The 22,439-nt window shown below is 54.7% G+C and carries 31 protein-coding genes and 1 pseudogene; 3 read left to right on the top strand and 29 right to left on the bottom strand.

The window, feature by feature from the left end; translation table 11 throughout:
- Positions 1 to 15: 15 nt before the first annotated feature.
- The 29 genes and pseudogenes from CLOEV_RS02385 to CLOEV_RS17490 all read right to left on the bottom strand — a co-directional run bounded on the left by CLOEV_RS02385 (position 16) and on the right by CLOEV_RS17490 (position 20,471).
- The gene (locus tag CLOEV_RS02385; RefSeq protein WP_034441710.1) at positions 16 to 1,056 is read right to left on the bottom strand and encodes a hypothetical protein; all 1,041 of its coding nucleotides are present in this window, start codon (positions 1,054 to 1,056) and stop codon (positions 16 to 18) included.
- On the bottom strand, positions 1,034 to 1,411 hold the full coding sequence (locus CLOEV_RS02380) for a ribosomal-processing cysteine protease Prp (RefSeq protein WP_034441709.1): 378 nt from the start codon (positions 1,409 to 1,411) through the stop codon (positions 1,034 to 1,036). Before CLOEV_RS02380 ends, CLOEV_RS02385 begins: the two co-directional genes overlap by 23 nt.
- On the bottom strand, positions 1,408 to 1,596 hold the full coding sequence (locus CLOEV_RS02375; protein ID WP_034441707.1) for a hypothetical protein: 189 nt from the start codon (positions 1,594 to 1,596) through the stop codon (positions 1,408 to 1,410). Before CLOEV_RS02375 ends, CLOEV_RS02380 begins: the two co-directional genes overlap by 4 nt.
- A complete protein-coding gene (locus CLOEV_RS02370; RefSeq protein ID WP_034441705.1) occupies positions 1,547 to 3,772 on the bottom strand; it encodes a portal protein in 2,226 nt (741 codons plus the stop codon). The genes CLOEV_RS02375 and CLOEV_RS02370 overlap by 50 nt, the downstream gene beginning before the upstream one ends.
- Positions 3,773 to 3,789: 17 nt before the next feature.
- Positions 3,790 to 5,799: a hypothetical protein gene (locus CLOEV_RS02365; RefSeq protein ID WP_034441703.1), complete on the bottom strand. Its 2,010-nt coding sequence runs from the start codon at positions 5,797 to 5,799 to the stop codon at positions 3,790 to 3,792.
- A 239-nt stretch (positions 5,800 to 6,038) separates the two neighbouring features.
- Positions 6,039 to 6,542 carry a Thoeris anti-defense Tad2 family protein gene (locus tag CLOEV_RS17155; RefSeq protein WP_218915500.1) on the bottom strand — a complete coding sequence of 168 codons (504 nt, stop codon included), beginning with the start codon at positions 6,540 to 6,542 and terminating at the stop codon, positions 6,039 to 6,041.
- Between the two features lie 30 nt (positions 6,543 to 6,572).
- Entirely contained in the window at positions 6,573 to 6,959 is a 387-nt protein-coding gene (locus tag CLOEV_RS02350) for a ribosomal-processing cysteine protease Prp (protein ID WP_034441701.1), read from the bottom strand.
- Positions 6,960 to 6,962: 3 nt separating this feature from the next.
- The gene (locus tag CLOEV_RS02345; RefSeq protein WP_051484833.1) at positions 6,963 to 7,592 is read right to left on the bottom strand and encodes a terminase small subunit; all 630 of its coding nucleotides are present in this window, start codon (positions 7,590 to 7,592) and stop codon (positions 6,963 to 6,965) included.
- A 517-nt stretch (positions 7,593 to 8,109) separates the two neighbouring features.
- Positions 8,110 to 8,613 carry a hypothetical protein gene (locus tag CLOEV_RS02340; RefSeq protein ID WP_034441698.1) on the bottom strand — a complete coding sequence of 168 codons (504 nt, stop codon included), beginning with the start codon at positions 8,611 to 8,613 and terminating at the stop codon, positions 8,110 to 8,112.
- Between the two features lie 30 nt (positions 8,614 to 8,643).
- On the bottom strand, positions 8,644 to 8,799 hold the full coding sequence (locus CLOEV_RS16715) for a hypothetical protein (protein ID WP_156938348.1): 156 nt from the start codon (positions 8,797 to 8,799) through the stop codon (positions 8,644 to 8,646).
- 17 nt (positions 8,800 to 8,816) lie between these two features.
- Positions 8,817 to 9,203: a VRR-NUC domain-containing protein gene (locus tag CLOEV_RS02335; RefSeq protein WP_034441697.1), complete on the bottom strand. Its 387-nt coding sequence runs from the start codon at positions 9,201 to 9,203 to the stop codon at positions 8,817 to 8,819.
- A complete protein-coding gene (locus CLOEV_RS17265; RefSeq protein WP_245591098.1) occupies positions 9,203 to 9,412 on the bottom strand; it encodes a hypothetical protein in 210 nt (69 codons plus the stop codon). Before CLOEV_RS17265 ends, CLOEV_RS02335 begins: the two co-directional genes overlap by 1 nt.
- A 27-nt stretch (positions 9,413 to 9,439) precedes the next feature.
- Positions 9,440 to 9,967 (bottom strand): annotated as a pseudogene (locus CLOEV_RS17500) (MT-A70 family methyltransferase); the annotation flags it as partial.
- 9 nt (positions 9,968 to 9,976) lie between these two features.
- Positions 9,977 to 10,477, bottom strand: coding sequence for a single-stranded DNA-binding protein (locus CLOEV_RS02325; protein ID WP_034441695.1), 501 nt, complete (start codon positions 10,475 to 10,477; stop codon positions 9,977 to 9,979).
- Positions 10,461 to 10,727, bottom strand: a complete 267-nt coding sequence (locus CLOEV_RS17370) for a response regulator transcription factor (protein WP_034441694.1) — start codon at positions 10,725 to 10,727, stop codon at positions 10,461 to 10,463. The genes CLOEV_RS02325 and CLOEV_RS17370 overlap by 17 nt, the downstream gene beginning before the upstream one ends.
- The gene (locus CLOEV_RS16710; RefSeq protein WP_034441693.1) at positions 10,720 to 11,739 is read right to left on the bottom strand and encodes a DNA-methyltransferase; all 1,020 of its coding nucleotides are present in this window, start codon (positions 11,737 to 11,739) and stop codon (positions 10,720 to 10,722) included. The genes CLOEV_RS17370 and CLOEV_RS16710 overlap by 8 nt, the downstream gene beginning before the upstream one ends.
- Complete coding sequence (locus tag CLOEV_RS17255; RefSeq protein ID WP_034441691.1) at positions 11,740 to 13,143, bottom strand: DNA cytosine methyltransferase; 1,404 nt, start codon at positions 13,141 to 13,143, stop codon at positions 11,740 to 11,742.
- Entirely contained in the window at positions 13,143 to 14,066 is a 924-nt protein-coding gene (locus tag CLOEV_RS15695; RefSeq protein WP_084482149.1) for an ATP-binding protein, read from the bottom strand. The genes CLOEV_RS17255 and CLOEV_RS15695 overlap by 1 nt, the downstream gene beginning before the upstream one ends.
- Positions 14,063 to 14,896 (bottom strand): hypothetical protein, encoded by an 834-nt coding sequence (locus tag CLOEV_RS02300; protein WP_156938347.1) that lies wholly within the window; start codon positions 14,894 to 14,896, stop codon positions 14,063 to 14,065. The genes CLOEV_RS15695 and CLOEV_RS02300 overlap by 4 nt, the downstream gene beginning before the upstream one ends.
- Positions 14,897 to 14,968: 72 nt before the next feature.
- The gene (locus tag CLOEV_RS02295) at positions 14,969 to 15,793 is read right to left on the bottom strand and encodes a hypothetical protein (protein WP_034441688.1); all 825 of its coding nucleotides are present in this window, start codon (positions 15,791 to 15,793) and stop codon (positions 14,969 to 14,971) included.
- Positions 15,794 to 15,804: 11 nt separating this feature from the next.
- The gene (gene bet / locus CLOEV_RS15690) at positions 15,805 to 16,737 is read right to left on the bottom strand and encodes a phage recombination protein Bet (protein WP_051484830.1); all 933 of its coding nucleotides are present in this window, start codon (positions 16,735 to 16,737) and stop codon (positions 15,805 to 15,807) included.
- 2 nt (positions 16,738 to 16,739) lie between these two features.
- Positions 16,740 to 17,444 (bottom strand): PD-(D/E)XK nuclease family protein, encoded by a 705-nt coding sequence (locus CLOEV_RS02285; RefSeq protein WP_034441685.1) that lies wholly within the window; start codon positions 17,442 to 17,444, stop codon positions 16,740 to 16,742.
- Positions 17,434 to 17,712, bottom strand: coding sequence for a hypothetical protein (locus CLOEV_RS02280; protein WP_156938346.1), 279 nt, complete (start codon positions 17,710 to 17,712; stop codon positions 17,434 to 17,436). The genes CLOEV_RS02285 and CLOEV_RS02280 overlap by 11 nt, the downstream gene beginning before the upstream one ends.
- Before the next feature lie 240 nt (positions 17,713 to 17,952).
- Positions 17,953 to 18,297: a hypothetical protein gene (locus CLOEV_RS02275; RefSeq protein ID WP_034441681.1), complete on the bottom strand. Its 345-nt coding sequence runs from the start codon at positions 18,295 to 18,297 to the stop codon at positions 17,953 to 17,955.
- 12 nt (positions 18,298 to 18,309) lie between these two features.
- A complete protein-coding gene (locus tag CLOEV_RS17495; protein WP_156938345.1) occupies positions 18,310 to 18,480 on the bottom strand; it encodes a B-box zinc finger protein in 171 nt (56 codons plus the stop codon).
- A 206-nt stretch (positions 18,481 to 18,686) separates the two neighbouring features.
- Entirely contained in the window at positions 18,687 to 18,851 is a 165-nt protein-coding gene (locus CLOEV_RS16695; RefSeq protein WP_156938344.1) for a hypothetical protein, read from the bottom strand.
- Between the two features lie 258 nt (positions 18,852 to 19,109).
- On the bottom strand, positions 19,110 to 19,499 hold the full coding sequence (locus tag CLOEV_RS02265; protein WP_034441674.1) for a hypothetical protein: 390 nt from the start codon (positions 19,497 to 19,499) through the stop codon (positions 19,110 to 19,112).
- Positions 19,500 to 19,511: 12 nt separating this feature from the next.
- Positions 19,512 to 19,991, bottom strand: a complete 480-nt coding sequence (locus CLOEV_RS02260) for a helix-turn-helix transcriptional regulator (RefSeq protein WP_034441671.1) — start codon at positions 19,989 to 19,991, stop codon at positions 19,512 to 19,514.
- A 246-nt stretch (positions 19,992 to 20,237) separates the two neighbouring features.
- The gene (locus tag CLOEV_RS17490; RefSeq protein WP_169732179.1) at positions 20,238 to 20,471 is read right to left on the bottom strand and encodes a helix-turn-helix domain-containing protein; all 234 of its coding nucleotides are present in this window, start codon (positions 20,469 to 20,471) and stop codon (positions 20,238 to 20,240) included.
- Between the two features lie 158 nt (positions 20,472 to 20,629).
- Here CLOEV_RS17490 and CLOEV_RS15685 point away from each other — a divergent pair, with 158 nt between their 5' ends.
- The 3 genes from CLOEV_RS15685 (at position 20,630) to CLOEV_RS02240 (ending at position 22,423) form a co-directional block, all read left to right on the top strand.
- Positions 20,630 to 21,151 carry a helix-turn-helix domain-containing protein gene (locus CLOEV_RS15685; RefSeq protein ID WP_051484829.1) on the top strand — a complete coding sequence of 174 codons (522 nt, stop codon included), beginning with the start codon at positions 20,630 to 20,632 and terminating at the stop codon, positions 21,149 to 21,151.
- Between the two features lie 68 nt (positions 21,152 to 21,219).
- The gene (locus CLOEV_RS02245) at positions 21,220 to 21,555 is read left to right on the top strand and encodes a hypothetical protein (protein WP_034441668.1); all 336 of its coding nucleotides are present in this window, start codon (positions 21,220 to 21,222) and stop codon (positions 21,553 to 21,555) included.
- Positions 21,556 to 21,574: 19 nt separating this feature from the next.
- Complete coding sequence (locus CLOEV_RS02240; protein WP_034441665.1) at positions 21,575 to 22,423, top strand: hypothetical protein; 849 nt, start codon at positions 21,575 to 21,577, stop codon at positions 22,421 to 22,423.
- The last annotated feature ends 16 nt before the right edge of the window (positions 22,424 to 22,439 follow it).

The following is a 22,439-nucleotide window of genomic DNA, read 5'->3' as shown; positions in this document are numbered from 1 at the left end:
TTTCCTCCTCCAGCCCTACAGGCCCTGCATACTCACTCGCTTCATATAACTTGCGAACTCCTTATCCGACATCTCCGCAAAACTTACACCGCCTCCACCTCCTCCTTTACTGCTTACACCTCCGTTTTCCGTGAATGGCGCCTGCGGCGTCTTCACGTGTGTCCTTACCGGCACAGCAGCCGGAGAACGGACGGCGGACGGCTGGGCAGCGGACTGAGAGGGGGCAGCGGCGGGTTGCGTGGTCGGTACGCCACGCTGTCTCATAGCAATCTCCTTAAAATAATTACCCTTACCGACGATCTGCCTCATGCCGTCATATACGTACATAAATACATCTGGATCTTCGTTCATCAGCTGCATCAGCCTTGCCGGCGCAGGATTCTTCTGAATGAAACTGGCCACTGCCGGAGCCTCCGTATCCTGCTGCACCAGTTCGTTGACCGTTTGTGAGCGGCGGATAAACTGTTCCCGTTGAAAGGCCTCCTGCCGCTCTGAAAGCGCCTTCTCGACCTCCGCCCGCACCCGCTTATCCTGCTGCCGCCGCTCCCATTCGCCGTGACGCCGCTCGAAATCCTCAAGCAGCTCGTCCTCACCGCATACCGGCTCGACATCCTCATCCGCCGGTTTAGCCGCCTGCTCAGGCTGCGGCGCGGCGGCTGGAACATATGCGCTGCTGCGCCGCGCGGCAATCGCATCGGCCAGCGCCTGACGAAAAGACGGGTCCGTTTCCAGAGCGTCGATGATCGGCGCGTACCTATCCGCCAGATGCGGGGGGATACCGCTCTGTTGTGCCGGCGGTTCCGGCTGCGCAGGGGGAACCTCCGGTTCCGCAGCCGGAGCGGCGGGCGGTTCATTCTGCACTGGCGTCGATTCGCCACCCCCCGAATCATCGCCGTTACCCGCGTCATCATCCGCCGGCACAGGCACAGGCGCGGGATCATCTTCATCAAACCCGGCATAGCGAACACTGTCCATCACATTCTGGAAATCCTCGTCCGACATCTCACCATAACCGGCAGTACCGTCAAAAAACCTAAGATTCAGCAACCTTCTCATCTTTTTTATCCTCCCCATTAAAAACATCTTCGACAGAAACATTCTGCGGGTTGGCGGCGGCGATATTCCTCAGCGTCGCGGCCACCGTCTCGGCCAGGACCTCCGCGCCGTCCCCCTCCCAGTGAATAGCCTTTCCCCCCGGATTCCTGGATTCACATATCCACACCGAGGTGACAACGTCAGGGTCAGCGACATGGCGCAGCCCCTCCTCCAACATCTCCATACACAAAGAAACGGAGGCGCAGATTAAATCCGCTCCTCCGTCCCTTGTCCCGCCCGCATGGCCGCGGCACTCGATACCCTGCACCCACGCATCAGGCGGCGATCCCGCGTAAAAGACCCGCACCTTCGTCATACGTTGTTTCGCTCCTCCGCAGAGACGATCGCCTCAGCCTGTCCCTTCCACCTTCGTACAGACTGTACAAAATCGCGCGCGCCCTTAATCTTCGCCACCGCGCCGACCAACTCATCACGGTCCTCGATGGCGATATTATAAAGCTGGTTGTGAGCCTCCTGCTGGTAAACCGCCTCCAGCTTCACCAGCACCTCCATATCGAGACGCGACAACAGAGGGTACAAACTTACCATCATGTCCCGGCGCGCCGCCTCCAGCCTGCGCTGGTGCTCCGTCTTCTCCATTTACGATTCCTCCTCCGGGGCCTGGCCCCGCTATTTTCGCAAGCGCCCCATAGGCCGCCTGTAATACCTCTGCAATCACCTGCAGGGGCGGGACCTGCCCCGTACCCTGCACAAACTGCGCAAGACGGGCGATGGCGACCATCGCCTGCCGTGCCGTTTCCGTCTCCTGCGGGTCGGACAAATACATCTCCGTATTCTTATATCCCCAAATATCGAGGACCTTCTTACAGATCGTGAACACATTTCCCGGCCGCATAATGCCAAGCTGCTGTAACATCGGGTACTGCTGAACCATCATGAACAGCTGCCGCACCTCCGTATCGTCGTCCGTCACCGCGCTGCCGATATCCACCGAGACATCGAAATTCCCCGCCAGATCGTCGGGAGAAATCTCCAGCGGCGCGTTGAACAGTCGGATCACGATATTCTGGTCTATAAACTGCTGGTCGAGCTGCAGCATCTTCAGGTAGAGTTTCCGCAGACCAGTCTCGGCGATCGTGCGCGCGATCAACTCCTTGCGCTTCGACGAGGCGTCCATAATGGCGGAGATGCCGGTCGCCGTCTTATTCAGCGAATTAGCGTCAAGCCCCTGGTTATAGCGAGTAACCCCCGTAAGCTGCTCAAGCTGCCCCTGCGAGAACTCGATCAGGTTGTAAGAGGAACCGTCGAGCTGCGCCGGAGTGATCGCCTTAAAGCCGCCGAGCCGGTTCGTGAACACCACCTTGCCGGGAAAAGGATTCGCCAGCGCGTCCACATCGACGCCGGCGTTCTCATCCACCTCCCACATCTGATTATTCGTGAACGACGCATTATCCAGCAGCTGCTTAATAACAGCCGTCTTGACCTCCTGATGCGGCCCCGCCAGCTCCGCGTAGCCGATACCCTCGTAACTGAAAATATCGGGAATCGGCAGCAAATCGACGAATGGAGACTTGCCGTGCGCATACGGGTTGCGCTCCATGCGGATGATCGTATTCTTACAGACCACCACAAGATAACTCTCCGTACGCCCGTCTCCCTCGACATCCAACTCTCCCCACCACTCGAACACATCCACCTTACGGCGGCCGATCTGCTGCGCCTCGTTGTCGTCCGTATATCCCATAGCGGAATAAGAAGCAGAATCCTGCAGGCGCGCAACCTCCTCCGTGCTGTCATAATCGCCGTTATTGCCCTCTCCCGACAGCTGAACCACCCGGTCGATATTCGCGTAAATCCCGTCGCGCTCCTTCTCACGCAGATAAGAGATAGTACGCATGACGCGGTGAATCACGAAACGGGCGCTGTCCACGTCCTTCGCCTCGGGGTCGATCAGAAAATCCTCGGGCGGTATAACCTCCAGCTTCGGGCCGGAATAAGTCTTGATCTTCTGCTCTCCCTGCACGTCCGTATAGACGCGCATCATCTCCACCTGTGCCGGTGAAAAGCCGTAAGAGGCGGCGTTTGGCATCCCACGGGCCTGCTGTGCCGGTACCGGAACCTCGTAGCTGTCCAGATAAGAGAGCGATTCAATAGAATCGTCCTCTACCATCTGCATAAAATCAGGCTCGATGACCTCCGGCTGCGCGAACCCCTTCCGCGCGTACTGCTCCTCCCAGCCCGTCTTGAGGTGGCCGATGCCGTATACCAGCGCCGCCTTGATCCACGCCTGCAAAGTAAGGAATCCCTGACACTGGTGCATAAACTGCCAGTTAAGTAGCTTCTCTATCTTCTCGGCCTTCTTTACATCCTCGCCGCCGCGAGGAACCACCGCGATCACCTTACGACTGCCGGCAAAAGCCTTCATCATATCCGGCATGATCCACTCGATACAATTCATCACATCGGACGAAGTGAACGTGCTCCTGTGCGAACGCTCGCTCTTCCCCTCATCTCCGCGGGCGCGGTAAAGACTATAAAACCGCGTGCGCTTCGACTGCTCAGCGTCACTGGCGGACTTCGCGGTGGAAATATCGCTCTTCACCACCCGCAGCGCCATCTGCTTCAAATTCGCTCGCTGCTTCTTTCCCTCTCCGTCCTGCTGCGACTGTCCCGTTTCGGGCAGTTGCGGCGCTGTACCATCCTCATAAACAGCCAAAAAACCTCACATCCTTTCTACGGCACGTCGCGCGGCGGATAATTCACCGCACGTCCGCTTCGCAGCGGCATCGTGGCCATATCGCGCCACTTCGGTCCGCACGAAAGCAGCAGCATAAGCGCCTGAATACTCTTACGGTCGGGCTGCTTTTGCTCGCCGGAGACCGCGTGATACAGCTCCCAAATCAGCCGTTTGCACCGCGGGAAAATCTGCAAATGCGGCGGCGACCCGGCATAGGGGACGGCGAACGACTGATTCAAATGCGTCAACATCGACGCGTAATCATCCGGCGCACTCGACAGCCTGAACCCCGCGCCGCGGTAACTGTCCGCCCACACCTCGCGGGAAACCGGCGTATCCTTGAACATCACCGCCGGCGCTACCGTCATCAACGGCTGCCGAGATCCCATCACCCCCAGATAACGGCGGTACAACGCCTCGGGGGTGCCGCGTATAAAAATCTGATCCGTGATAAAAAGCCTGCCCTCCGGCGAACAGGACATGAAAAGCATCACGCACTCGCCCGTGACGTCGGCCACAATAGAGCACCAGAACGGCCAGTTCTTTGGAAGCGGAAACTCGCCGCAGACACAGGCGGCCTGGTCGAAATTCGGCACAAGAATATCCTCGCGCACGTCGTCCAGCATGGCGAGCGTATCCAACATATCGTCGTGGGCACCATAAGGGAACTCCTGTGTCTGCTGCAGCAGCTTAGGTACCCAGCCAGCACCGGAGGGCAGCCGAATCGCCCCCACGGCCATCTGCGGCTGCAGGCGCATACGGATCTTCTGCTCCTTCGACGTCTTCGCGCGGCCGCGCATACCGCGCACACGCACAACGTTAAAATATATACCTCTCTTGATCTGCTGCCGCTCAATCTCCTGCGCCAACATCTCCTGATAGGCGATCGCCTCCACGCCAACCATTACGGGATTCCAGCGCGCCACCATGCGGAAAAGCGCGTCCACGATCTTATACGGATTACGCCGGTCAACGTCCATCTCCAAAATATCCTTATGCCCGTCGTCACGAATCGCGCAGGCCGTGATAACCGACTCGTCAGAATCCTTTTTTTCGCTGATCGCTGGGTCCAGCACAATCTTAACAACGCTGCCCGACAAATCCAGCTGAAACGGGTCGTAATAGCCGTACAGCTCCGGCTTCAACGGCCTCGACTCCGGCGCCATCACCTGACACATCTTCTCGCGCATCCAGGAATCGATCTTACCCAGAGCGCGGAACGATTCCCGCTCGGCGACCATCTTCTCCGTGGGGTCCTTCTGCGGCCAGGTGCTGCGGTCATTTTTGTCCAGGACGGGATACCGGCGGCAGTCGAAATTAAGCTGCCTGGCAAACTGAAAGACACGCTCAATAATACAGAGCGCACCAAGATTGTTGCCGATGAGAAAAATCCGCGTGCTGTTCCCAAGGAAAATAACGTCCGATGTGAACCAATCCCAATCCTTCTCCATCGTGGCCGGGCTGTTCATGTCTTCTAGATCCTGCGGATCATTGATGATGATAATATCCGGGCGCTTCGCCCCCCAGACGAGGCCGCGAATAGCGCCGCCTTTGCCGAACGCCTCAACCCTGACCTGCATGCCGTCACGATACAGCGCCTGAAAAGCCTTGCCGGAATCCTCGACGACCTTCTCCAGATGAACACGCATCGAGGCACAGTCCGGGGCCTGGAAGCGGCGCGTGATCGCCAACAGCTTCCGCGCCGCCATCTCCGCCGTGGCGCAGATAATGACGATATAGCTCCGTTCATAAGTGGGATACTTGAGGCAATACATAATATACGCCTGAAAAACATACTGATCCTTCGCCGAAGAACGATAGCCTTCTATTGCCTCATGCTCGCGGCCATACAACAAAAGGCGGCTCCACTCCTCATGAAATGGGGCCGCATCTACATCATCGGGTGCTGCCAGGTACTGTTTCCGAAATGCCACCAACGATGATGCGCACCGCGTCTCATCCTCCGCCATCCGGCGGACGGCCTCCACATCAGACACATCATTCAATGCGGACACCTCCTAGCCTTCAATGAACCTTTTTTTATCGCACATCCCCGGAACACGAAGGCGTCTGCCGCTCCAACTCACAAGTGACCATAGGCGTATTTACCGGAGAATTGCCGGTAGAATTTCCAGACTGTTGACGACGTATCCACCCGCCATAAGGATCTGCCGGTCTCTTGTTGTCACTACCGCGCCGTCCATCCTCCAGCCCACGCTTATAAGCCTCGATAATTTGGTCTACGCTATTCATCAAACCCGACCTCCCATTCATCCGAAAACAGCTCGATCATCGTTTCCTTCCACGGCACACGCCCGAAACGGGATTCAACATAGAGATATGGCGCCCTCATTTTCGAGTTTTCATCCGGGCGCTGGATTCTTATCTTCACATCCTCTTTCCACTGCGGAAGGCGCATGTAATCCACGTTGCCGATTTTGAGGTAATCAAATGCCGCCCCAAAAGAAAGATGTTTCGTAGGATACGAGCCCTCTTTTGCATACGTCTTTTCAAAAATATCTGGTTTGCAGGGGTAAAATTCACCGTTCACGCCGCGGATAACGTAATCGCCGACTTGCCCTGTCATTTCACCTTCCAGCGTATCGATCTTGATCACCGGATTATCCTTATCGGCGTAATTAACGCGCACAGGATCAAGTCCCAGCGCCTGCAGCTTATCAAAACACTCTGTGCTGTCCTCAAACTTGACAGCCTCAACTACCACCGGTCTCTTTACATACTTACACATGCCTCGCAACCTCCTCCAAACAAAACAACGCTAAACGCCCAAAACATCCTGGACATGCACAAAAGGATAGAACTCTACCGACAACGCCTGTACCGTCCGGTAAAGCGCTTCAACAGGGATCTGCATAGCTTCCGCGTCCGCCTCCCACCTAAAAGACTTCACCGGAACCTCCTCCGGTCCGTCGTTGAAAGATCTCACCTCATACCGTTCAGCGCCCCCTAACATGACAAGTATCTCCATAAAACTGCTCAGCAGCGAAACACCGGCACAGGCACACACTCCGTCTAGCAGCGCATCCTCCTCGTATTTAGTAGAGACATCCGCAATCGCATGACCTCTAAAATCGACACGGACACAGCGTCTATCCTTATCCCTAAAAAACCGAACCGTCGTCGGTACCGCCCTCAACCTCTTCATTGTTCATACCTCCGTTATATCGCCCTCTCGGACGGGATCACCACTAAGAACGGCCCCCTCGCGCACAGCCCGGGCCGTGTCGCGCACTGTATCCAGCACGGCCTGATAAATCAGAGCATTTGAGTCAGCGAAAATCAGGTTATTTGTACTCTGTTGGACAGGCTGTTGCTCCTTGAACATGCCAAAATGCTTCCCCAGTAATTCAAGCGCCTTGAGCTTGTCGTTCGTTTTAAGCCGCAGACTACCACCACTCTCCGTAGTCGATTCGGATACCTCCGCAACAAATGCCGCTGCGTCATCGGAGATTTCTTTGCTGTCCTTGAGCTTCACCCCGTCAGGCCCCCAACTCATCACAGCTCGCGGATCGCCAAAAGCAATCTTGGCAATCTCCTTAATCACGGCGTCCTGACTAATTTCAGTACGGATCGAGCGCCGTCTTTGCGCTACGTTGATAGCGTTTTGTACTTCAACATTTTTCAACAGGCGCTGTCCGATGGAATATGAGGTTTTCGCGGCGTAACCTGCTCTTTTAGCGGCATTGGTGGCATTGAGATCAACCAGGTACTCTTCGACAAAGCGGGCCTGCTTCGGCGTCAGTTTTTTCCCCCTCACAAGGTTCACCTCCTCTGGCATCCCCTCCCCTCCTACGCTCGAACCGATAAAAGCTCCCACATAGCAGAGATTGTTAATGTGCGTTGTTTAGTAAAAAGCTAATTCATATATTAAAAAAGTTGCCTTTTGTTTTTCAACAAAATTCAAAAAAACAACACAAGTTAATAGTAGGAGGCTTTTCTTCCACATTTTAAAAGGAGGGGTTAACATATCTAAAAAGGACCTAATAATATCATTTATATTTATATTTTGGGGTTTCTTTTCCCTTTTAAATATTCCATTTCTATCCCCAGAAATTAGAGATGCCATCAACAACATAGCTTGGCTTTTATCTACGCTATATTGGTTCGACAAAAATAAATAAACTTGCCCTCACTTTTCCATTTGCCATGGCAAGAGAGGGCTCCTTAGTTCATGTTTCTACAGTTGCGTCAAAATTTCCACACTAACAGGATACTATGTGTAACCTGTTTTGTCTCTGTCATCTTTTGCGACAAAAACTCTGCCTCTTTTTGTGACAGGATTTGCGACACTATTTTTATGCGCAGAATCCGGAAAGCGTTGCCCTGCGGTAAATCTCCCAGGCGATCTGCCGAATAGAGCTCTCCTTGCAGCGATAAAATTGCCGCGGGCTCATGTGATTCCTGTACGCGAACTCTTCTGCTGACGGATATCGAAAGCTCCTGCCGATAAAAGACATCTCTTTCAGTATGCGTGCCTTATCCGGCTTCTCGGCGCCGTATAGGATGAACACTTTTCGCACCATTTCAAGACCGCCAACAGAATCGAGAATATCTTTCACCGAAAGCGCAGATTCCACTACGATCTGTTGTTGTGGTGTGCTTTGTCCGCCATCAATACGCCCAACATCAGCCGCTGGCGTATACCTCGCCGCTACCATTGACGACAGCTCTTCCGCCGCAGGAAACTCTGCCTCTCCAAAAAAGCAAGCAAGCCCAGTGGGACAATACTCCGCAAACAGCCAGATTATATCCTCTATCCGCAACACCTCTTTGGGTATATAGCTCACCTTTCTGGACAAGGGCCTCAGCTCCTTCTTAAAAATTTTCGGTTAAAACTGCGGCCATTGTTTCCACGGGACAGACGTGATCATAAAAACAAAAATAGCCACATATTCCAGAACCCCAGCCTCTTTCCATATTGCAAAAAGGTACAGCAGCGCATTAACACACAGCCAGGCCAGCAGGTATATCAGCATGTTACTCATTTCTACGCCACCTCCTCCTATCCGTCAGAAATACCCAGATAATCCTTAAACACCGCCAGCGCCTCATCGCACCCGCGGCAGACCTCGGCCCTGTATCCCATTTTACGCAGTAGCGCCAAATAAGCCTTCTGCTCTGCGGAGACAGTCCCGCCGCGCCGCCGCTTCATCTCAATAAACAGCCCTGCCTTGCCGCCGCAGGGAATGGCGAGAAACAGGTCAGGCACCCCGCTCTTAAGCCCCTCCGCAAGCATAATCGAAGCTGTCTTTGGACTTCTCTTCGCGGCGTTAGGCGTCGCCCACAGCAGCGGACGAAACTCCGACGGCAGCAGACACTCGGCCAGCGTCATAAAAGCCTTCTGTTCCTCGTGCTCCTTCGGCACCGGCAAGGCGACAGAGGACGCCATCAAAAAAGCGCCCCCTGCGAATCAAAAAGGCTGCTCTGACGGGGATCTACCGGCCTTACCTCTTCAACCGACCTCTTCTTTCCGAAATAACAATACGCAAACGGATCGATACTCCGCCCCTCGCAGCCGCTGCAGGTACATTCGACCGCGGGACTCCTCCCGCTCCAGTCGATACCGGCGCAAAACTCGCAGTCGTCCACACATCTCATCTCACACCACTCCTTTGTGCCATAACAATCCCATCCCTCGAACCGCTGCCGCGCGAAAAGCTCCAAATACGGCGGATACGAAACCTTTTCGACCATCCTCCGCATAAAAAGAGGCTTCTCGCTGTGCTTTCCGCGCGGCGCTGTAAATCCGGTAACGCCCTGTTGCCGTTTGCCGTCCTTAACCTTATACGGAAGCATCCCGCGCACCCCGAAAAGACAATGCTCCGTGCGGCCTCGGAAATATTGCCCAAGACCTATATTCCCTTCCTTGCACCAAGTGATGACTGTCTTAAAACTGAAACCCCAAGCATCCATGACGCGAAAACCGTCCGTCAAAAAATTATTCGTCACCCAAAGATAAAGATGTGCGTTGGGTGCGATAAAACTTTCCAGCCCCGTGTCATGCAGAAAAGAAGCTATCTCCGTGGTCTTCATAAGGGCATAATGCCTGTCAGCTCCACGTTTAATCTTTCCGCCGCCGCGCTCCATCCACGGAGGATCGGCATATATAGTCCGGTAAAGCTCGCATGTGCTCCGTTCAAGCGTAACATCCATACCATAAGCCTAAAACGGAATCTCAATCTCATCCGAGCCGCCGCCGAGCTCGCTAAAATCTATCGGGAAATCATCCTCGAAGAGATCGGGCTTGTCATACCCCAAATCACGAGGGCCGCCAGGGCGGGCGTCGCCATAACCGTCATGGGCGCTGTTAGAGTCCCTTCCGGCGGCACCTCCCTGAAGCACCACCTCCGTGACAATAACCTCCGTCACCCATCTGTGGGTACCACTCTTTACGTCGTCAAAATCCCGCACCGAAATGCGGCCTTCCAGCAGCAGGGACTTGCCCTTGTCCGTATACTTCTCGATTAAATCAGCAGTGGGGCCCCATGCGACGCAAGAGATAAAATCCGCGCGCTCCCGCTTCTCTCCCGTCGCCTTATCCTTCCACGACCGCCCCACCGCAAGCGTAAAACGGGCCGACTTCTGCCCGCCGGCCGTCATGCGGACGTCGGCAGCGCGAACGATATTCCCGGACAAAATGACCTTATTATATCCACGAGACATCAGCCATCCCTCTTTCCCTAAGCTCCGCAGCGATCCGGCGCTTCACCCACGCCACCGCCGCCTCGGTCCGGTTGCGAAACCCCATCTTCTCGCAAACAATCCTAACGTGTGTATGTACGGTACGGACCGAAATATACAGCTCCTTACCAATTTCTTCGTTCGTAAGCCCCTTTGCCACTAATTCCCAGACCTCCGACTCCCGCCCGCTCAACTCAATAGAAAAATCCCTGTGATAAGCCGCCTTACTCATCTATTGCACCTCCGTCAACATCCATCCTCAATTTCCCCTTTCCCTCCGTCGCGGCAATACGCCGCCGCGCTATTCGCACATACTCGGGATTAATCTCGATTCCAACGTAATAGCGGTTTTCCTCGCGGCAAACTACGCCCACCGTACCAGAACCGAAAAATGGGTCGAGAACAGTGCCGTTTACAGGACACCCAGCCAGGACACATGGGCGGATAAGTTCAGGAGGAAACGTAGCGAAATGAGCTCCCTTGAAAGGCACCGTAGCAACAGTCCACACAGAACGCCTATTGCGTAACAAATAATTTTCATCATACAAATTCCCTGACTTGGTACGAAAAAAAACGTCAGGGTTCTCCGTATATTTCTGGCCGCCATACCTGATATTTCCAACAGTTTTTCTCTTTGAAGGGCTATCATGTATATATGAACCGCCACGAAATCCATTGGCATTTTCATCCGAAACGCGTGGTTCCTTCATCGCAGCCGCATCAAAAAAATAACGCTGTTGCTTTGAAAAAAGGAAAATATACTCATGGGACTTCGTACAACGATCCACGACACTCTCAGGCATCGGATTCGGCTTATTCCAGATAATATCCTGCCGGAGAATCCATCCGCGCTCTTGCAGCGCCAAAGCGACCCGCCACGGAATCCCCAGCAAATTCTTCGGCTTTCCACACGTCCGTAATATCTGAGAGCCCAGCAGCCCCATGTTCGTCCCCTGCTTGTACAAACTCGCGTTCAGAGGATCGGTTGCGGCTCCCTTGCCGCTGCCGCTATAAGAGTCCCCAAGATTCAGCCACAAAGTACCGTCGCCGCGCAGTACTCTTCTTGCCTCGTCAAATACAGATACAAGTCGGGAAATATACTCCTCAGGCGTCGCCTCAAGCCCGATCTGTCCCTCCACACCGTAATCCCGCAGCGCATAATAGGGAGGGGACGTCACAATACAATTCACACTTCCGCCAGGCATGGTGCTTAGAATTTCAAAAGCGTCGCCCGTGTAGACCATCTACGCCACCTCCCGCTCCTCCTGCATAAAGGCACAGTTGGCCTTGACGATCGCCTCCGCAATCGGCGGGCAGACAGAATTGCCCACCATACGGACCTGAGCCGACTTACTGAGATACTTACCCTCATAAATCAGATCGATAATATAATCGTCGCCGAACCCCTGCGCGCGGAACAGCTCGCGCGGCTGCAGCATCCTCATGCCGATATCGTAAACCGCGTACTCTTCTCCGCCGATACTGACCGTAACGACGGCGAACTTATCCTTACCGCAGATAGTATGCAGAGGACCATTCAGCTGCATCCCTTCCCTCTCGGCACCGTAATACTTCGTCAGAAACGCCGCTACCAGCCCAGTCTTGCCGCGGCCTTCCGGCATCACCGTCCCGACAGGGCGGTCTACAGGAGCTCCCGTACTCGTGCCGAACTGCCTCATAAGCGTACAGGCCACCAAGCTGTGGTGATCCGCCGCCGTTATCGTACCGACAGGAGATTCCACCGCTTGTCCGACCACCCCTCCGTAATGCTTCGCAAGATGTGCGGCACATATCGCGTAGCGCGGGTTGGCGTCTACCACCATAAGCGGACCGTCCAACGCCAGTGTGTGCATCGGTTCATCCATCCCGACGCCGCGAAAAGCATCGCCGCCGTGATTCACAGAGACGATAAACGGGCTTGGGTTCGACAAAACATACCTGACGAGCCCTTTTGCAATTCGGCGCAGAGTGTTTTGGGCCAACTCCTTCTCCCTTTCGAAAATACTTGGACAGGGAATAGACCAGTCAATACATTCCGCCGCAGTCCGATACGGGCGTCCCGTGCCGACGCCGTGCGTCCGCACCGGCCAGACGATCGGCGCGCCGTCGCGGCGTGCGACAAGGAAAAAACGCTTACGGCTTGTGGGAGCGCCGTAATCGCAGGCCTTAAGATCGCGGTAATCCACCTTATACCCCAGCTTTCTAAGGGCAAAAACAAAATTACTGAACGTCGTTCCTTCGAGAGCCTTGATCGGACGGCCTTTGCGGTCCAGAGGTCCCCACTTACGGAACTCCTCGACATTCTCCATCGCGATCACCTGGGGCCGCGTCCATGCCGCCCACTTCACAATCACCCATGCCAGAGAGCGGATCTTCTTATCGAGAGGCTTCCCGCCCTTCGCCTTAGAAAAATGCTTACAATCCGGGGACGCCCAAAGAAAATCGACGGGCCGTCCCGCGGTCGCCTCACGGGGGTTGACTGCCCACACATTTTCACAATAATGCTTCGTATGAGGATGATTCGCCTTATGCATGGCGACCGCTTCCGGATCATGATTTACCGCAATATCCGGGCTGCGGCCAAGCGCCCGCTCTATCCCAAGCGAAGTCCCGCCGCCGCCCGCAAAAAGATCAATTATCAGCCCCATCACTGCCGCCCCTTCCTCCGGTAATCCGGCACACCCACCATCCACGCCTGCTCCGTCATACCCATCAGGCGAGAAAACGTCCGCGCGCCGCGGTCTCCGTCCAAAATCCTGCGCAGCCCGTCTTCGCCGACCGCGTTCGTCGTCACCACCACCGGCAAATTATGATTACAGCGGTGATCTATCATGACGAACAGCCGCTCGTCGTTCCAGTCCGTGCTCCGCTCCGTTCCCGCGTCGTCGAGAATCAGCCAGCCGCATGACTTCACCTCCGAAAGCAGCTCCTCACGATGGTCGAACATCGCAGAGCGCAAATCCTCCAGCAAATCAGGAAGCAGAAAAAAGCGCACCGACTGCCCCTGCTCCACCGCCGCAAGCCCCATAGCTATCGCCAGATGCGTCTTGCCGCAGCCCACAGGCCCTCCGAGAACCAGGCCGCGCCCCTTCTCGAAACACTCCTGTGCCTTCGCCTTCGTCGCCTGCAGCACCATCGAACCGCCGAGCGTATCAAAAGCCTGGAAACTATTTCCGCGCCGCGCCTTCGGAATCCCGCTCTCCTCGAGCAAATCATGCCGGCGCGCCTCCTGCCGGTGCTGAGAAAGAAAATCACATACCTTCGCGCGGACCATAAAGGCCCGTCTGCCACGCTCCTGCTCCTCGCAGACCACCAAAGCGGCCCGCGAATGAGGACACTGCGAAACATCTATGCAATACTTACAGTCCTCCTCCATGCACATCGCGGCGTGCAGGCTCAAAAGCTGCTGGTCATACAAATCCTCCGGCCGCACGTCCTTAAACCGTTTGTTCATCCAGACGAGGACCTCCTGCCACATCTCGGCGTGCTGGCGCTTCATCGCCGCCTCATCCCGATACTCCATCAAATTCGGGACAGACGACCTCAATGCCTCCGATGCCGTATACATCATGCCACCCCCCTAGAGAGATACCTCTCGATATCGGCGAGCTGACGGGCCTCCTCCTCGGGAGACAGACGGCCGATCACCCCGGAATCCTCTCGTGCCGCCGGCGGATGGACATAATCCCGCCAGGGCTCCGAAGGCCCCAAAAAAGTTGACGGATGCAAAATAAACTCCTCGCTCGTCCGCAGCCGCCGGCACCTCTCCGCGTATGCCACCGCCGCCGCCGTCAGCTCATCGGGACTCGCCCCGCCCTTAAGACAGACATTCCAGTTCCTCCACGCCCGCTTCTTCACCACCCGCCGCGGATAAGCCGCGTAAAACGCCTCGAACTCCGGCGAAAAATCCGCCTTGCCACGCTGAGACTTCGCGGCGGCGGGAACGGACGGACATATATCTTTATCTTTAGGATCTGGTAATGGAGATGGAGATGGAACTGGAGATGGGGCATTGCTCTCCGTATCCGCCGGCAATGCTGAATCATGCTCGCCGCATTGCTCGGGCATACCGACAGCACTGCCCGCCGGCGCCCTGTGCTTCGCCCACCTGGCGTTTGCCGCGTTACGGGCCTGCTCGCGCCGCTCCTCGGCGAACTGCGCATACCCCTGATGCTCCGCCCAATCATGCAGCACATACACCCCGTCCTCATTCAGCTCCAGAAAACCGCAGCTCACCAACGCTCCGACAAAAAAATCGACATCCCCATCCCAGCCTGCATCCAAAGCGATATCGGCGGCGTCCATATCGTACAAAACGCCCTTCGGGCGGTTCATCGCGGCGTTGAGCCACAAATCAAGCAAATAGCCCGCGCACTCCGGCACCCCCAGCGCGAGACTCAACTTCCGGCGCTTCCGGTGTCCGATAAAAGATACGGGAATACGAATATCGCTGTTCATGAGCGAAAAGGGGCGTTAAGCCGCCCCCTCCTCACTTTCACGGCAGTCCTTCCCAGCCTCCGCCGCGGGGGCGTTTACATCCTGCCCCTCCTGAAACTCGCCGAAGACATAAACATTGGCCTCGCCATACTTGACCGCCGCCTCGCGCACATCCTGCCGCGTCCCCACCTTCACCTTAAGAAACTTCTTCTCGGTGGCGGCAATATAGGCGCAGAAAATCGGGTCCTCGTGCAGACTCTTCACACGGGCCTCCTCGATCGCGCTCTGCACCACATAAAAATCAAAGGCGATCGCCAACATATCCTTGCGCCGCTGATTCTCCGTGATCTCACCCTGAAAGGGAGCCACCGCGTCCTTCTTGATATCCTTAATCGCCCTGTCCGCCGCCTGCATCTGCTCGCGGACAAACAACAGCCTCCGCTGCGCCTCCGTAACATTGGGAGCGGAACCTACGACCTCCTCATACGAAGGCGGAAAAACATCCTCTCCGCCGAGCGGCTGCTGCCCCTGCGCAAACTCCGTCTCGATGACATCATCCTCGCGCACCTCGCCGCCAAAAATCACGGCCGCGGAAGAGGCGGGAACAATCCCGCCCTCCACCACGCCGCCGTCCACAGGAGCCGGAACACAGCCTTCAGAACGGGCCTCCACCTCGGAATGCTTTACCCTCCCGTGCGACGATACCTCCAACGGCCCGTCGCAGCCATAACAGTCACACCCGGCATTCTGGGGATCACAGTCAAAAGTCTCCATCGCCGCGCCCCTCGACTCAGCCAGAAAATCACCATCAATACCGCCCGTACGCTCAAACAAACCTCTCGGACAACGCCACTTCTTCATACCGATACCTCCTAAGCCACACTCCGAGCCGACAACTCGTCACGGGCGACCTCGACACAGCGGCTCAGCTCCTCCAAAGAAAGCTCGCCCAAAGCCTTAAAATTACTCCGTCCGACCACGCGGACAATAAAAGGGGCGATCTCCGACTTCTTAAAACCTAGCCCCTGCTCCGAAACCAGCAAATTCATCAACGTGCGCGACAAGACGGTATGATCGTCCGCCTCCTGCGGCGGCGCGCTCTTCCTATCCTCAGCGGGCTGCGGCGCTTCCTGAGCTGCGGGCTCCGGCTTTGCCGGCGCGGGCGTCTCCGCCTTTGGGGCAGTATTCGGAGAGACATTCACCTTCCCCGTACTCGGTTCGGCGTTATCCGCCTGAGACATCTCCTCCGTCGAATAAAGCCCCGACAACTCCATCGGGAACGCCTTGCGCAGCGCCAAAGCCTCTGCGCACTTCGCGATCATCACGTCGGGGAACTTATTCCACATCTGATTCGGCCTCCGCTCATACGTCGTCTGCACATAAGATTGAAAACGCGCCGCCGCCCACAGAACCTCATTAAAATCATGCCGCATCACGCCGACCTTCGCCGCCACGGGAAACTCCTTATCCGACAGCCAGACATCCTTCCACACGCCGTCCTTGCCGCACCAGAAAGGCCCCACTTGCCCCGCGTAATGCCCCGAACGCTCCGCCACCAGACGCATCCCGTCGATCGAAACCTGAATCTGCATCACATCGCGGTTCTGCTTGCGGTCAGGACGAAACACCGGATAAATCTGCCGCATAAACGGGTCCAGCCCCGTCTTATTACACGTCTCCGCAAAAAGCTCGAACTCGTCCGCCGTACACTTCGCGCACAGCCCCTTACGCAGCAGATCCCTGTCCTTATCGCTCAACTGGCGGAAACGCGGCGCCTCCGCCGCCGTCACAGCCTCCTGTGCCATCGTCAAAACGCCCCCTTCCTGGCCTGCGCCTCATACTGCTGCTTCGTGCGGTACAGCCGCAAAGCGTTCTCGAAAACCTCCCAGCCGGCGTCCAGCTTCACCGGCGACAGCACATGATCGTCAAACCCCTCGTCCTCCGTGCGTCCGACGCGCAGCAGCCGTACCCCGTCCACCGCATAGCCGTTCTCCTGCAGCATCTTGTAATAGGCGGCCACCTGCAACTCATGCTCCGTAAAAAGCCCCTTCGAGGACTTAATATCCACCAGCCACATCCGTCCGCCGATCTCTCCGTACCAGTCAATCGTGCCGCCGAAGCGGTAAGCCTCCGAAACCAGCGGCAGCTCGATGGCGCGCGTCACCATCTTCGCCCCCTCCTGATGCCTCTCCCACTCAAAAAAAGAAATCAGGGCATTCTCCGCGGCGTCGATCTGATCCTTCGTATACGCGCCCCTGTCCACAACCGGGCCACCCAAATACTCCTGAATCATCTCGTGCGCCAGCGTACCGATACGCGCCGTCTCATCCACATAGGCGCTGCTGTCGATACCCTGCAGCCCAAGATTATTCGCCCACTTCACCAGCGCCGGCTTATTAATTACCCCCAGCACCGTCGTCACACCAGGAACCACCTTGCCGTCAGCCGTCTTATATCTGATATGGGCCTTTGCCGCCTTCGCCGGCCCCTTCTCCAAACCCTTAGAACTCATCTGATACCGCTCCTTCCATACGCTCCATCTCGTCGGCCAATTTGCCGGCCAGCTCCTCTATCCGCTTATAATCGCCGCACCGTTCACAACCGGGATCTCCGTACTCAAAACTGCAAGGGCAAGTCCACTCGTCGGGTTCGATTGCAAGCCCGCCCTCCGTAGCCCCCTTCTCCAGATACTTCGCGGGACAATTCCCGCAAAGCACATCCAGAAGAACGTCGTCCGTCTCGGAGATCGCCTCTAAAACCCGCTGCTTCAGCCCGCTCATCTCAGCACCCACCATTCAATATCGCCGTATTTACCAAGCCAATCGCACAGACCCTCAAAAAAATCCTCCATAAAACTAACCTCCTTCACAGCACACGACGTGCTACAATAGAGGCGGCAGCGCCAACTGCCGCCGTAAAACCGGTAACCACGCCTCCCCTAAAGGGAGGCACTCTTTTTTGCCGCCACCCAAGGCGTTCCCATATCCCCGCCATAGAAATTAAGAAATGCCCGCGTTACGCTACGCATCGGACTTATCCCCACGAAACTCGTCAGGACAATCACGGCAGTCGTCCTTGTCCTTCTCCTCAATGCAGTCACAAAGCATTTCTATGGAAAAAGCACACATCGCTTGGTGAATCTCAGGGGATATCCTTGAAATGCCATTCAAAATATTTACAAACTCAAGACAGGAAAACCTCGTGACCACCATCGAATGGATATCCTCCCCCTCCGCCTTGATGCCGACAATAAGGAAAGCCTCAGGCTCAAACTCCTTTACCTTTTCACACCCCTGATTCAGATACTCCCTTATTACGTCAGGGGTAAGAGGCTTTTGTCCCAGATCCTCTAAAAATTCCTTCATAAAAACTCCTCCTTACCTGATATTGTGATAATCCGATTTATGCTCCTCGAGGCAATCCCAGCACAGCGGCCCCTCGTCGCAGAAAAAACACCAATAAACCCGCCCGCTCTTTCCGCACTCCGTACACTCGCCATATTCCTTGCCGTCCGTGGTCCGCAACGTCTCACTCGACAAGACGAGCACTCCTTTCCAGTACCTTTAACTTCCTCAGCTCCGCAAACCTGTCCAAATCTCCCTGCGCGGCGCTCCGCGACGCCTGCTCCGGCAACTCCGGGTGTCTTAGCCTCCGCGCGCTACCGTCACTGGCCTTCCAGAAAGTGCAAAAGGCAGACGAGTCCCTGAAATCCACCTGACACGCCGCTACCTCCTTCCCGCGATACACATAATGCCTACCCATTCTTCTCCTCCAGCTCCTCCTTCTCCTGCCCGATCCGCACCGACTGCGCCACCACGCCGATCAGCCCGAAGATCCCGAAGAAAAACACCGCCTTGACCAGCATTAAATTCGGCGCGATATGATGATAAAAAAACTCACTCTGCGCGATCTGCTCCATACCGTTACCCTCCGATCCTCGCCGCGGCCAGCAACGCCGCATAATCCGCAGCCATCCGAGCGACCTCCGCCGCGATCATCGTTACTAATTGCTCCATCACTCGGCCTCCTGTTCCCAGCACCGCCTCCGTTCCTCTCTAGCCGCGCACTCGCGTACCGCGAACCTCATCTGTTCTCGTTGACGACGCTGAGTACGTATACGCTCAACAAGCGCGCAGACCAGCAATACCACAACAGCCGCGAAAAACTCTCCCAAGACCTACACCCCCTTCGGCAGAATAATCCCGCCCTTTGACTTCGCCGCCTCCCGCTCAATACCGTGAACAAGCTTCAGCGCATAGCCGTTTATATCCGCAACCGATACTCCCATAGGCTGGCCAGAAACATTCACCGCATACCCAACGACAAGATTAGCTATCAGACGAACCAGCGTCTCTCCGTCGCCCCACATTCCGCCGCTGAACAGCTCCTGTTCCCCGTCGTGAATAAATGACGCATTGAAAGCGATCGCCTTCAAATCCTTATTCTCTGGATCACAGAAACAATCCCGCACCACATTTAAAAACCTTGCAGACGCTCCCTCAAACTCCATCGGTACCGGCTCGCCCTGCTCATCGAAAAAAATTACCCTGCTGCTCTTGTTCTCCAAAACAAAAACCTCCTATTCATCCTCGCTCCGGTACTTCCGTGTCCGGGCGTACTCCCTGATATCCTCGGCCCGCCAGCGCGGCATCCTGCTGCCCTGATAGACAGGCTTCGGGATATCGCCATTCGCGGCCAGCCTATGCACCGAATTCTCCGGGCGCTTATGCGTCGCTTTCGTAAAACCGAGAAATGGCGCGATCTGCGCCGCCGACACCAGCCCCGTTTGCGGGAAAGAATCAGCCGTTGGTGCTCCCCCCTCTTCCTTCGTAAGCCCGGCAAACTCGTTTACCTCCGCCGCGTCCTCGCCGGCAGCAACATTCACCGGTACTGGACCGCCGCCTCCGCAGGCGCGTTCGTAGTATGCGAGCACATCCGGTAAAACTGCGACCTCTGAACTATCCTTATATCGCCCGGAACATACCCGTTCTATAAGCTCTACCGTAGCGCGCCGCACGCGCCCCATATCGTCCAGACTGCCGGCAATCCTCCTTCCCATAACGAACACCTCCTGAAAAATAAAATCTTCTACGTAACCCGCGATGCCCCTATACGCTTGTCATAGTTCGGAGAAACTAAAGCTCGGTTCTTGCCACTCCCGAAAGAGCTTCCACCAGTTCAATGTGTTCCGGCTCGTCCAGATCGCCGTCGTCACACCAGTCCGCCACCAGCCCGACCACAAACTCAGGATCGCTTAACCTCTTCGCGGCTCTTGCCAGTACCCGGCCCCGCCTTGTAGCCTCTTCTACGCCGTTGCCGCATCCCCCTGCTCCTGCAGCCTGGGCAGGGGCGGCGTAGGGTTTAAGAGATCGTCAACGGTACAGTGAAGAATCTGGGATAGCCTTACAAGAGTTTCCACATCCGGGCTTCTCTGACCACTTTCCCAGCGTGAAATAGTATTAGCTCCTACTCCAATTTGGGAACCAAGGGCCTGACATGATAATTTGTTAGCCAACCTGATTTTTTTAAGCCCCTCCACAACATCACCGCCTTTCAACAGATAATATATTACCAATTCGGGAACATATCAATAGTTCTCAAGCACTATATTCCCATATTGGGAAATAAATAATCCCACTTTGTCCTATTTCAATTAGTACCAAATTGGGATAGACTTCATAACAAGGCGGTGATTTTATGACTCCTGAAAATGTCGGGGTTAATATTCAGACAGCCAGAGAAAAAAACGGACTAAGCCGCTCAGCGTTAGCTGAGGTAATAGGGGTTAGGGCAAATACCGTATGGCGTTGGGAATCAGGAGAGAGACAACCGGACATAGATAACCTCTATAAGCTCGCGTATGCACTAAAAACATCGGTCGCATTTTTTACGGGAGAGGTCTCAGACCCGGATTTGCTTTCAAGCGACCTTGACAAAATAATAAATACTTATGTAAAAAAGCAGGATGAAAGTGAACTTAAACTGCCTGGATCATCTGCAACCTCAAAATGGGACACGCCTGCAACACAGCAGACAGATCATACTAAGCCCTCACAGATAATAGAGACAATCGCACGTGTAAACAGAGAGATTGAAGCTGAAACAAAAGCCTTTGAAGAGGAAGAGATCGACATAGCTCAAATACTTCTCAAGCGATGCTTAAAAACGCTTGAGAAAGAAAGTTCCGCTTACGCGGGAGACTCAGAAAAGACGGCGTGATACAGCTCTATCCTTGATAGCTGCACAAAACACTTTATATGTAAGTTGATAATCTAGGAGGCTTACTCATGGAATGGTTCAAAGCACTTAAAAACGGAGAATTCTCCATGCCGGTAACATTCTGGTTTTGCAACGTAGGCGTATCCTTTGTCGCTTATGTACTATTTCTATTCATCTTTACTACATTTCGTGCTCCTATTATATCCTTCATCCTTTTAGTTATATTTGCGCTGGTATATAAACCCCTTGTACTTTTAGGAATGTGGCGTTCAGCAAATGATTACGATGGACCTACTAAATGGAGTTTCTTTGTAAAAATCATAACAGTCTTTGCATGGTTTGAGTATTTAGCAATTCTTTGTGTTACCGTAGGTATTGCCGCAAGTTTTATCGGACATGCATAAAACAAAGGAAGGGTACATTATGAAGAACATCGCCATAGTAATTATTATTACAATGCTTTCCTTATCCGTTATACCCGCAAATGCTTCTGTTTACGGCTCGGGTGTGCGTCCGCAGACCCTTTACGATCAGAACGGCAATGCTTTCCAATACGACCCAAACTCCGACCAATACTATCACAACGGAGCGACAGCACCGGTCGGTCATCCCCTGTATGACACCCCAGGGCAGCAAGGCCATGCCTATTACCCAAACATGGGAAATCCTTCGCCAAGTTCTTCATATGCTCCCTCCGTTTCTCCAGGGACAGCCGTCGGGGTTTTACTTGGTGCAATATTGATCAACGCAATCGTACGCGGTTCCTCCGCAAAAGCACATGAGGCACCCCGACACCAGCAAACGGCACAAATCCATGAGGAGCCACTATATTACAATGAACCGGAAGCAAGCTACGGCGAACAGAGAGAAATAACGTCACAAGAACGAACTCATTATTCAAAAATTTGGAGTGATCTACGCGACTCTGAGGAATACCGCAATAACGAAGCGCCAACTGATCCTCTAGCCCCGAGCGCGGAAATAGAAAAACTTGGAAAAGAAATGGAAGATAAATGCGGTATTCAGGCTACAAATTTAGCAATCCATATCCATCAATACGGTGTAAAATACCTAAAAACTTTGGGAGATAGTTTTTCTACACAGGGAAAGAAAATCCATTACGTCAACAATCAGGAAGTAAATGCTGTTTTCATAGAAATGAGCCCTACAGAGGCGCTGGGGTTCTTCTATTTTCCAGCCCAGCAAGTATCAAGGGTTGCAATGATAGATACAAAACATGAAATTTTGGCATACGAGGACAGAACATTTTAGGCAAAGGCGGAATCCC

Origin of the sequence: Cloacibacillus evryensis DSM 19522 (assembly GCF_000585335.1) — a bacterium.
In the GTDB taxonomy this organism is placed as follows: Bacteria; Synergistota; Synergistia; order Synergistales; family Synergistaceae; genus Cloacibacillus; species Cloacibacillus evryensis.
Note: the sequence above shows the minus strand (reverse complement) of the source record. Positions and strands in the feature narration are given on the sequence as shown.

Excerpts from the sequence above, each read along its gene's own strand:
- CLOEV_RS02385 (WP_034441710.1), bottom strand. The coding sequence starts at position 1,056 with ATGAGAAGGTTGCTGAATCTTAGGTTTTTTGACGGTACTGCCGGTTAT.
- CLOEV_RS02380 (WP_034441709.1), bottom strand. The coding sequence starts at position 1,411 with ATGACGAAGGTGCGGGTCTTTTACGCGGGATCGCCGCCTGATGCGTGG.
- CLOEV_RS17155 (WP_218915500.1), bottom strand. The coding sequence starts at position 6,542 with ATGTGTAAGTATGTAAAGAGACCGGTGGTAGTTGAGGCTGTCAAGTTT.
- CLOEV_RS02350 (WP_034441701.1), bottom strand. The coding sequence starts at position 6,959 with ATGAAGAGGTTGAGGGCGGTACCGACGACGGTTCGGTTTTTTAGGGAT.
- CLOEV_RS02345 (WP_051484833.1), bottom strand. The coding sequence starts at position 7,592 with ATGCCAGAGGAGGTGAACCTTGTGAGGGGGAAAAAACTGACGCCGAAG.
- CLOEV_RS16715 (WP_156938348.1), bottom strand. The coding sequence starts at position 8,799 with ATGAGTAACATGCTGATATACCTGCTGGCCTGGCTGTGTGTTAATGCG.
- CLOEV_RS02335 (WP_034441697.1), bottom strand. The coding sequence starts at position 9,203 with ATGGCGTCCTCTGTCGCCTTGCCGGTGCCGAAGGAGCACGAGGAACAG.
- CLOEV_RS17265 (WP_245591098.1), bottom strand. The coding sequence starts at position 9,412 with ATGAGATGTGTGGACGACTGCGAGTTTTGCGCCGGTATCGACTGGAGC.
- CLOEV_RS02325 (WP_034441695.1), bottom strand. The coding sequence starts at position 10,477 with ATGTCTCGTGGATATAATAAGGTCATTTTGTCCGGGAATATCGTTCGC.
- CLOEV_RS17370 (WP_034441694.1), bottom strand. The coding sequence starts at position 10,727 with ATGAGTAAGGCGGCTTATCACAGGGATTTTTCTATTGAGTTGAGCGGG.
- CLOEV_RS16710 (WP_034441693.1), bottom strand. The coding sequence starts at position 11,739 with ATGGTCTACACGGGCGACGCTTTTGAAATTCTAAGCACCATGCCTGGC.
- CLOEV_RS17255 (WP_034441691.1), bottom strand. The coding sequence starts at position 13,143 with ATGGGGCTGATAATTGATCTTTTTGCGGGCGGCGGCGGGACTTCGCTT.
- CLOEV_RS15695 (WP_084482149.1), bottom strand. The coding sequence starts at position 14,066 with ATGATGTATACGGCATCGGAGGCATTGAGGTCGTCTGTCCCGAATTTG.
- CLOEV_RS02295 (WP_034441688.1), bottom strand. The coding sequence starts at position 15,793 with ATGAAGAAGTGGCGTTGTCCGAGAGGTTTGTTTGAGCGTACGGGCGGT.
- bet (WP_051484830.1), bottom strand. The coding sequence starts at position 16,737 with ATGGCACAGGAGGCTGTGACGGCGGCGGAGGCGCCGCGTTTCCGCCAG.
- CLOEV_RS02285 (WP_034441685.1), bottom strand. The coding sequence starts at position 17,444 with ATGAGTTCTAAGGGTTTGGAGAAGGGGCCGGCGAAGGCGGCAAAGGCC.
- CLOEV_RS02280 (WP_156938346.1), bottom strand. The coding sequence starts at position 17,712 with ATGAGCGGGCTGAAGCAGCGGGTTTTAGAGGCGATCTCCGAGACGGAC.
- CLOEV_RS02275 (WP_034441681.1), bottom strand. The coding sequence starts at position 18,297 with ATGAAGGAATTTTTAGAGGATCTGGGACAAAAGCCTCTTACCCCTGAC.
- CLOEV_RS16695 (WP_156938344.1), bottom strand. The coding sequence starts at position 18,851 with ATGGAGCAGATCGCGCAGAGTGAGTTTTTTTATCATCATATCGCGCCG.
- CLOEV_RS02260 (WP_034441671.1), bottom strand. The coding sequence starts at position 19,991 with ATGGGAAGGAGGATTGCCGGCAGTCTGGACGATATGGGGCGCGTGCGG.
- CLOEV_RS15685 (WP_051484829.1), top strand. The coding sequence starts at position 20,630 with ATGACTCCTGAAAATGTCGGGGTTAATATTCAGACAGCCAGAGAAAAA.
- CLOEV_RS02245 (WP_034441668.1), top strand. The coding sequence starts at position 21,220 with ATGGAATGGTTCAAAGCACTTAAAAACGGAGAATTCTCCATGCCGGTA.
- CLOEV_RS02240 (WP_034441665.1), top strand. The coding sequence starts at position 21,575 with ATGAAGAACATCGCCATAGTAATTATTATTACAATGCTTTCCTTATCC.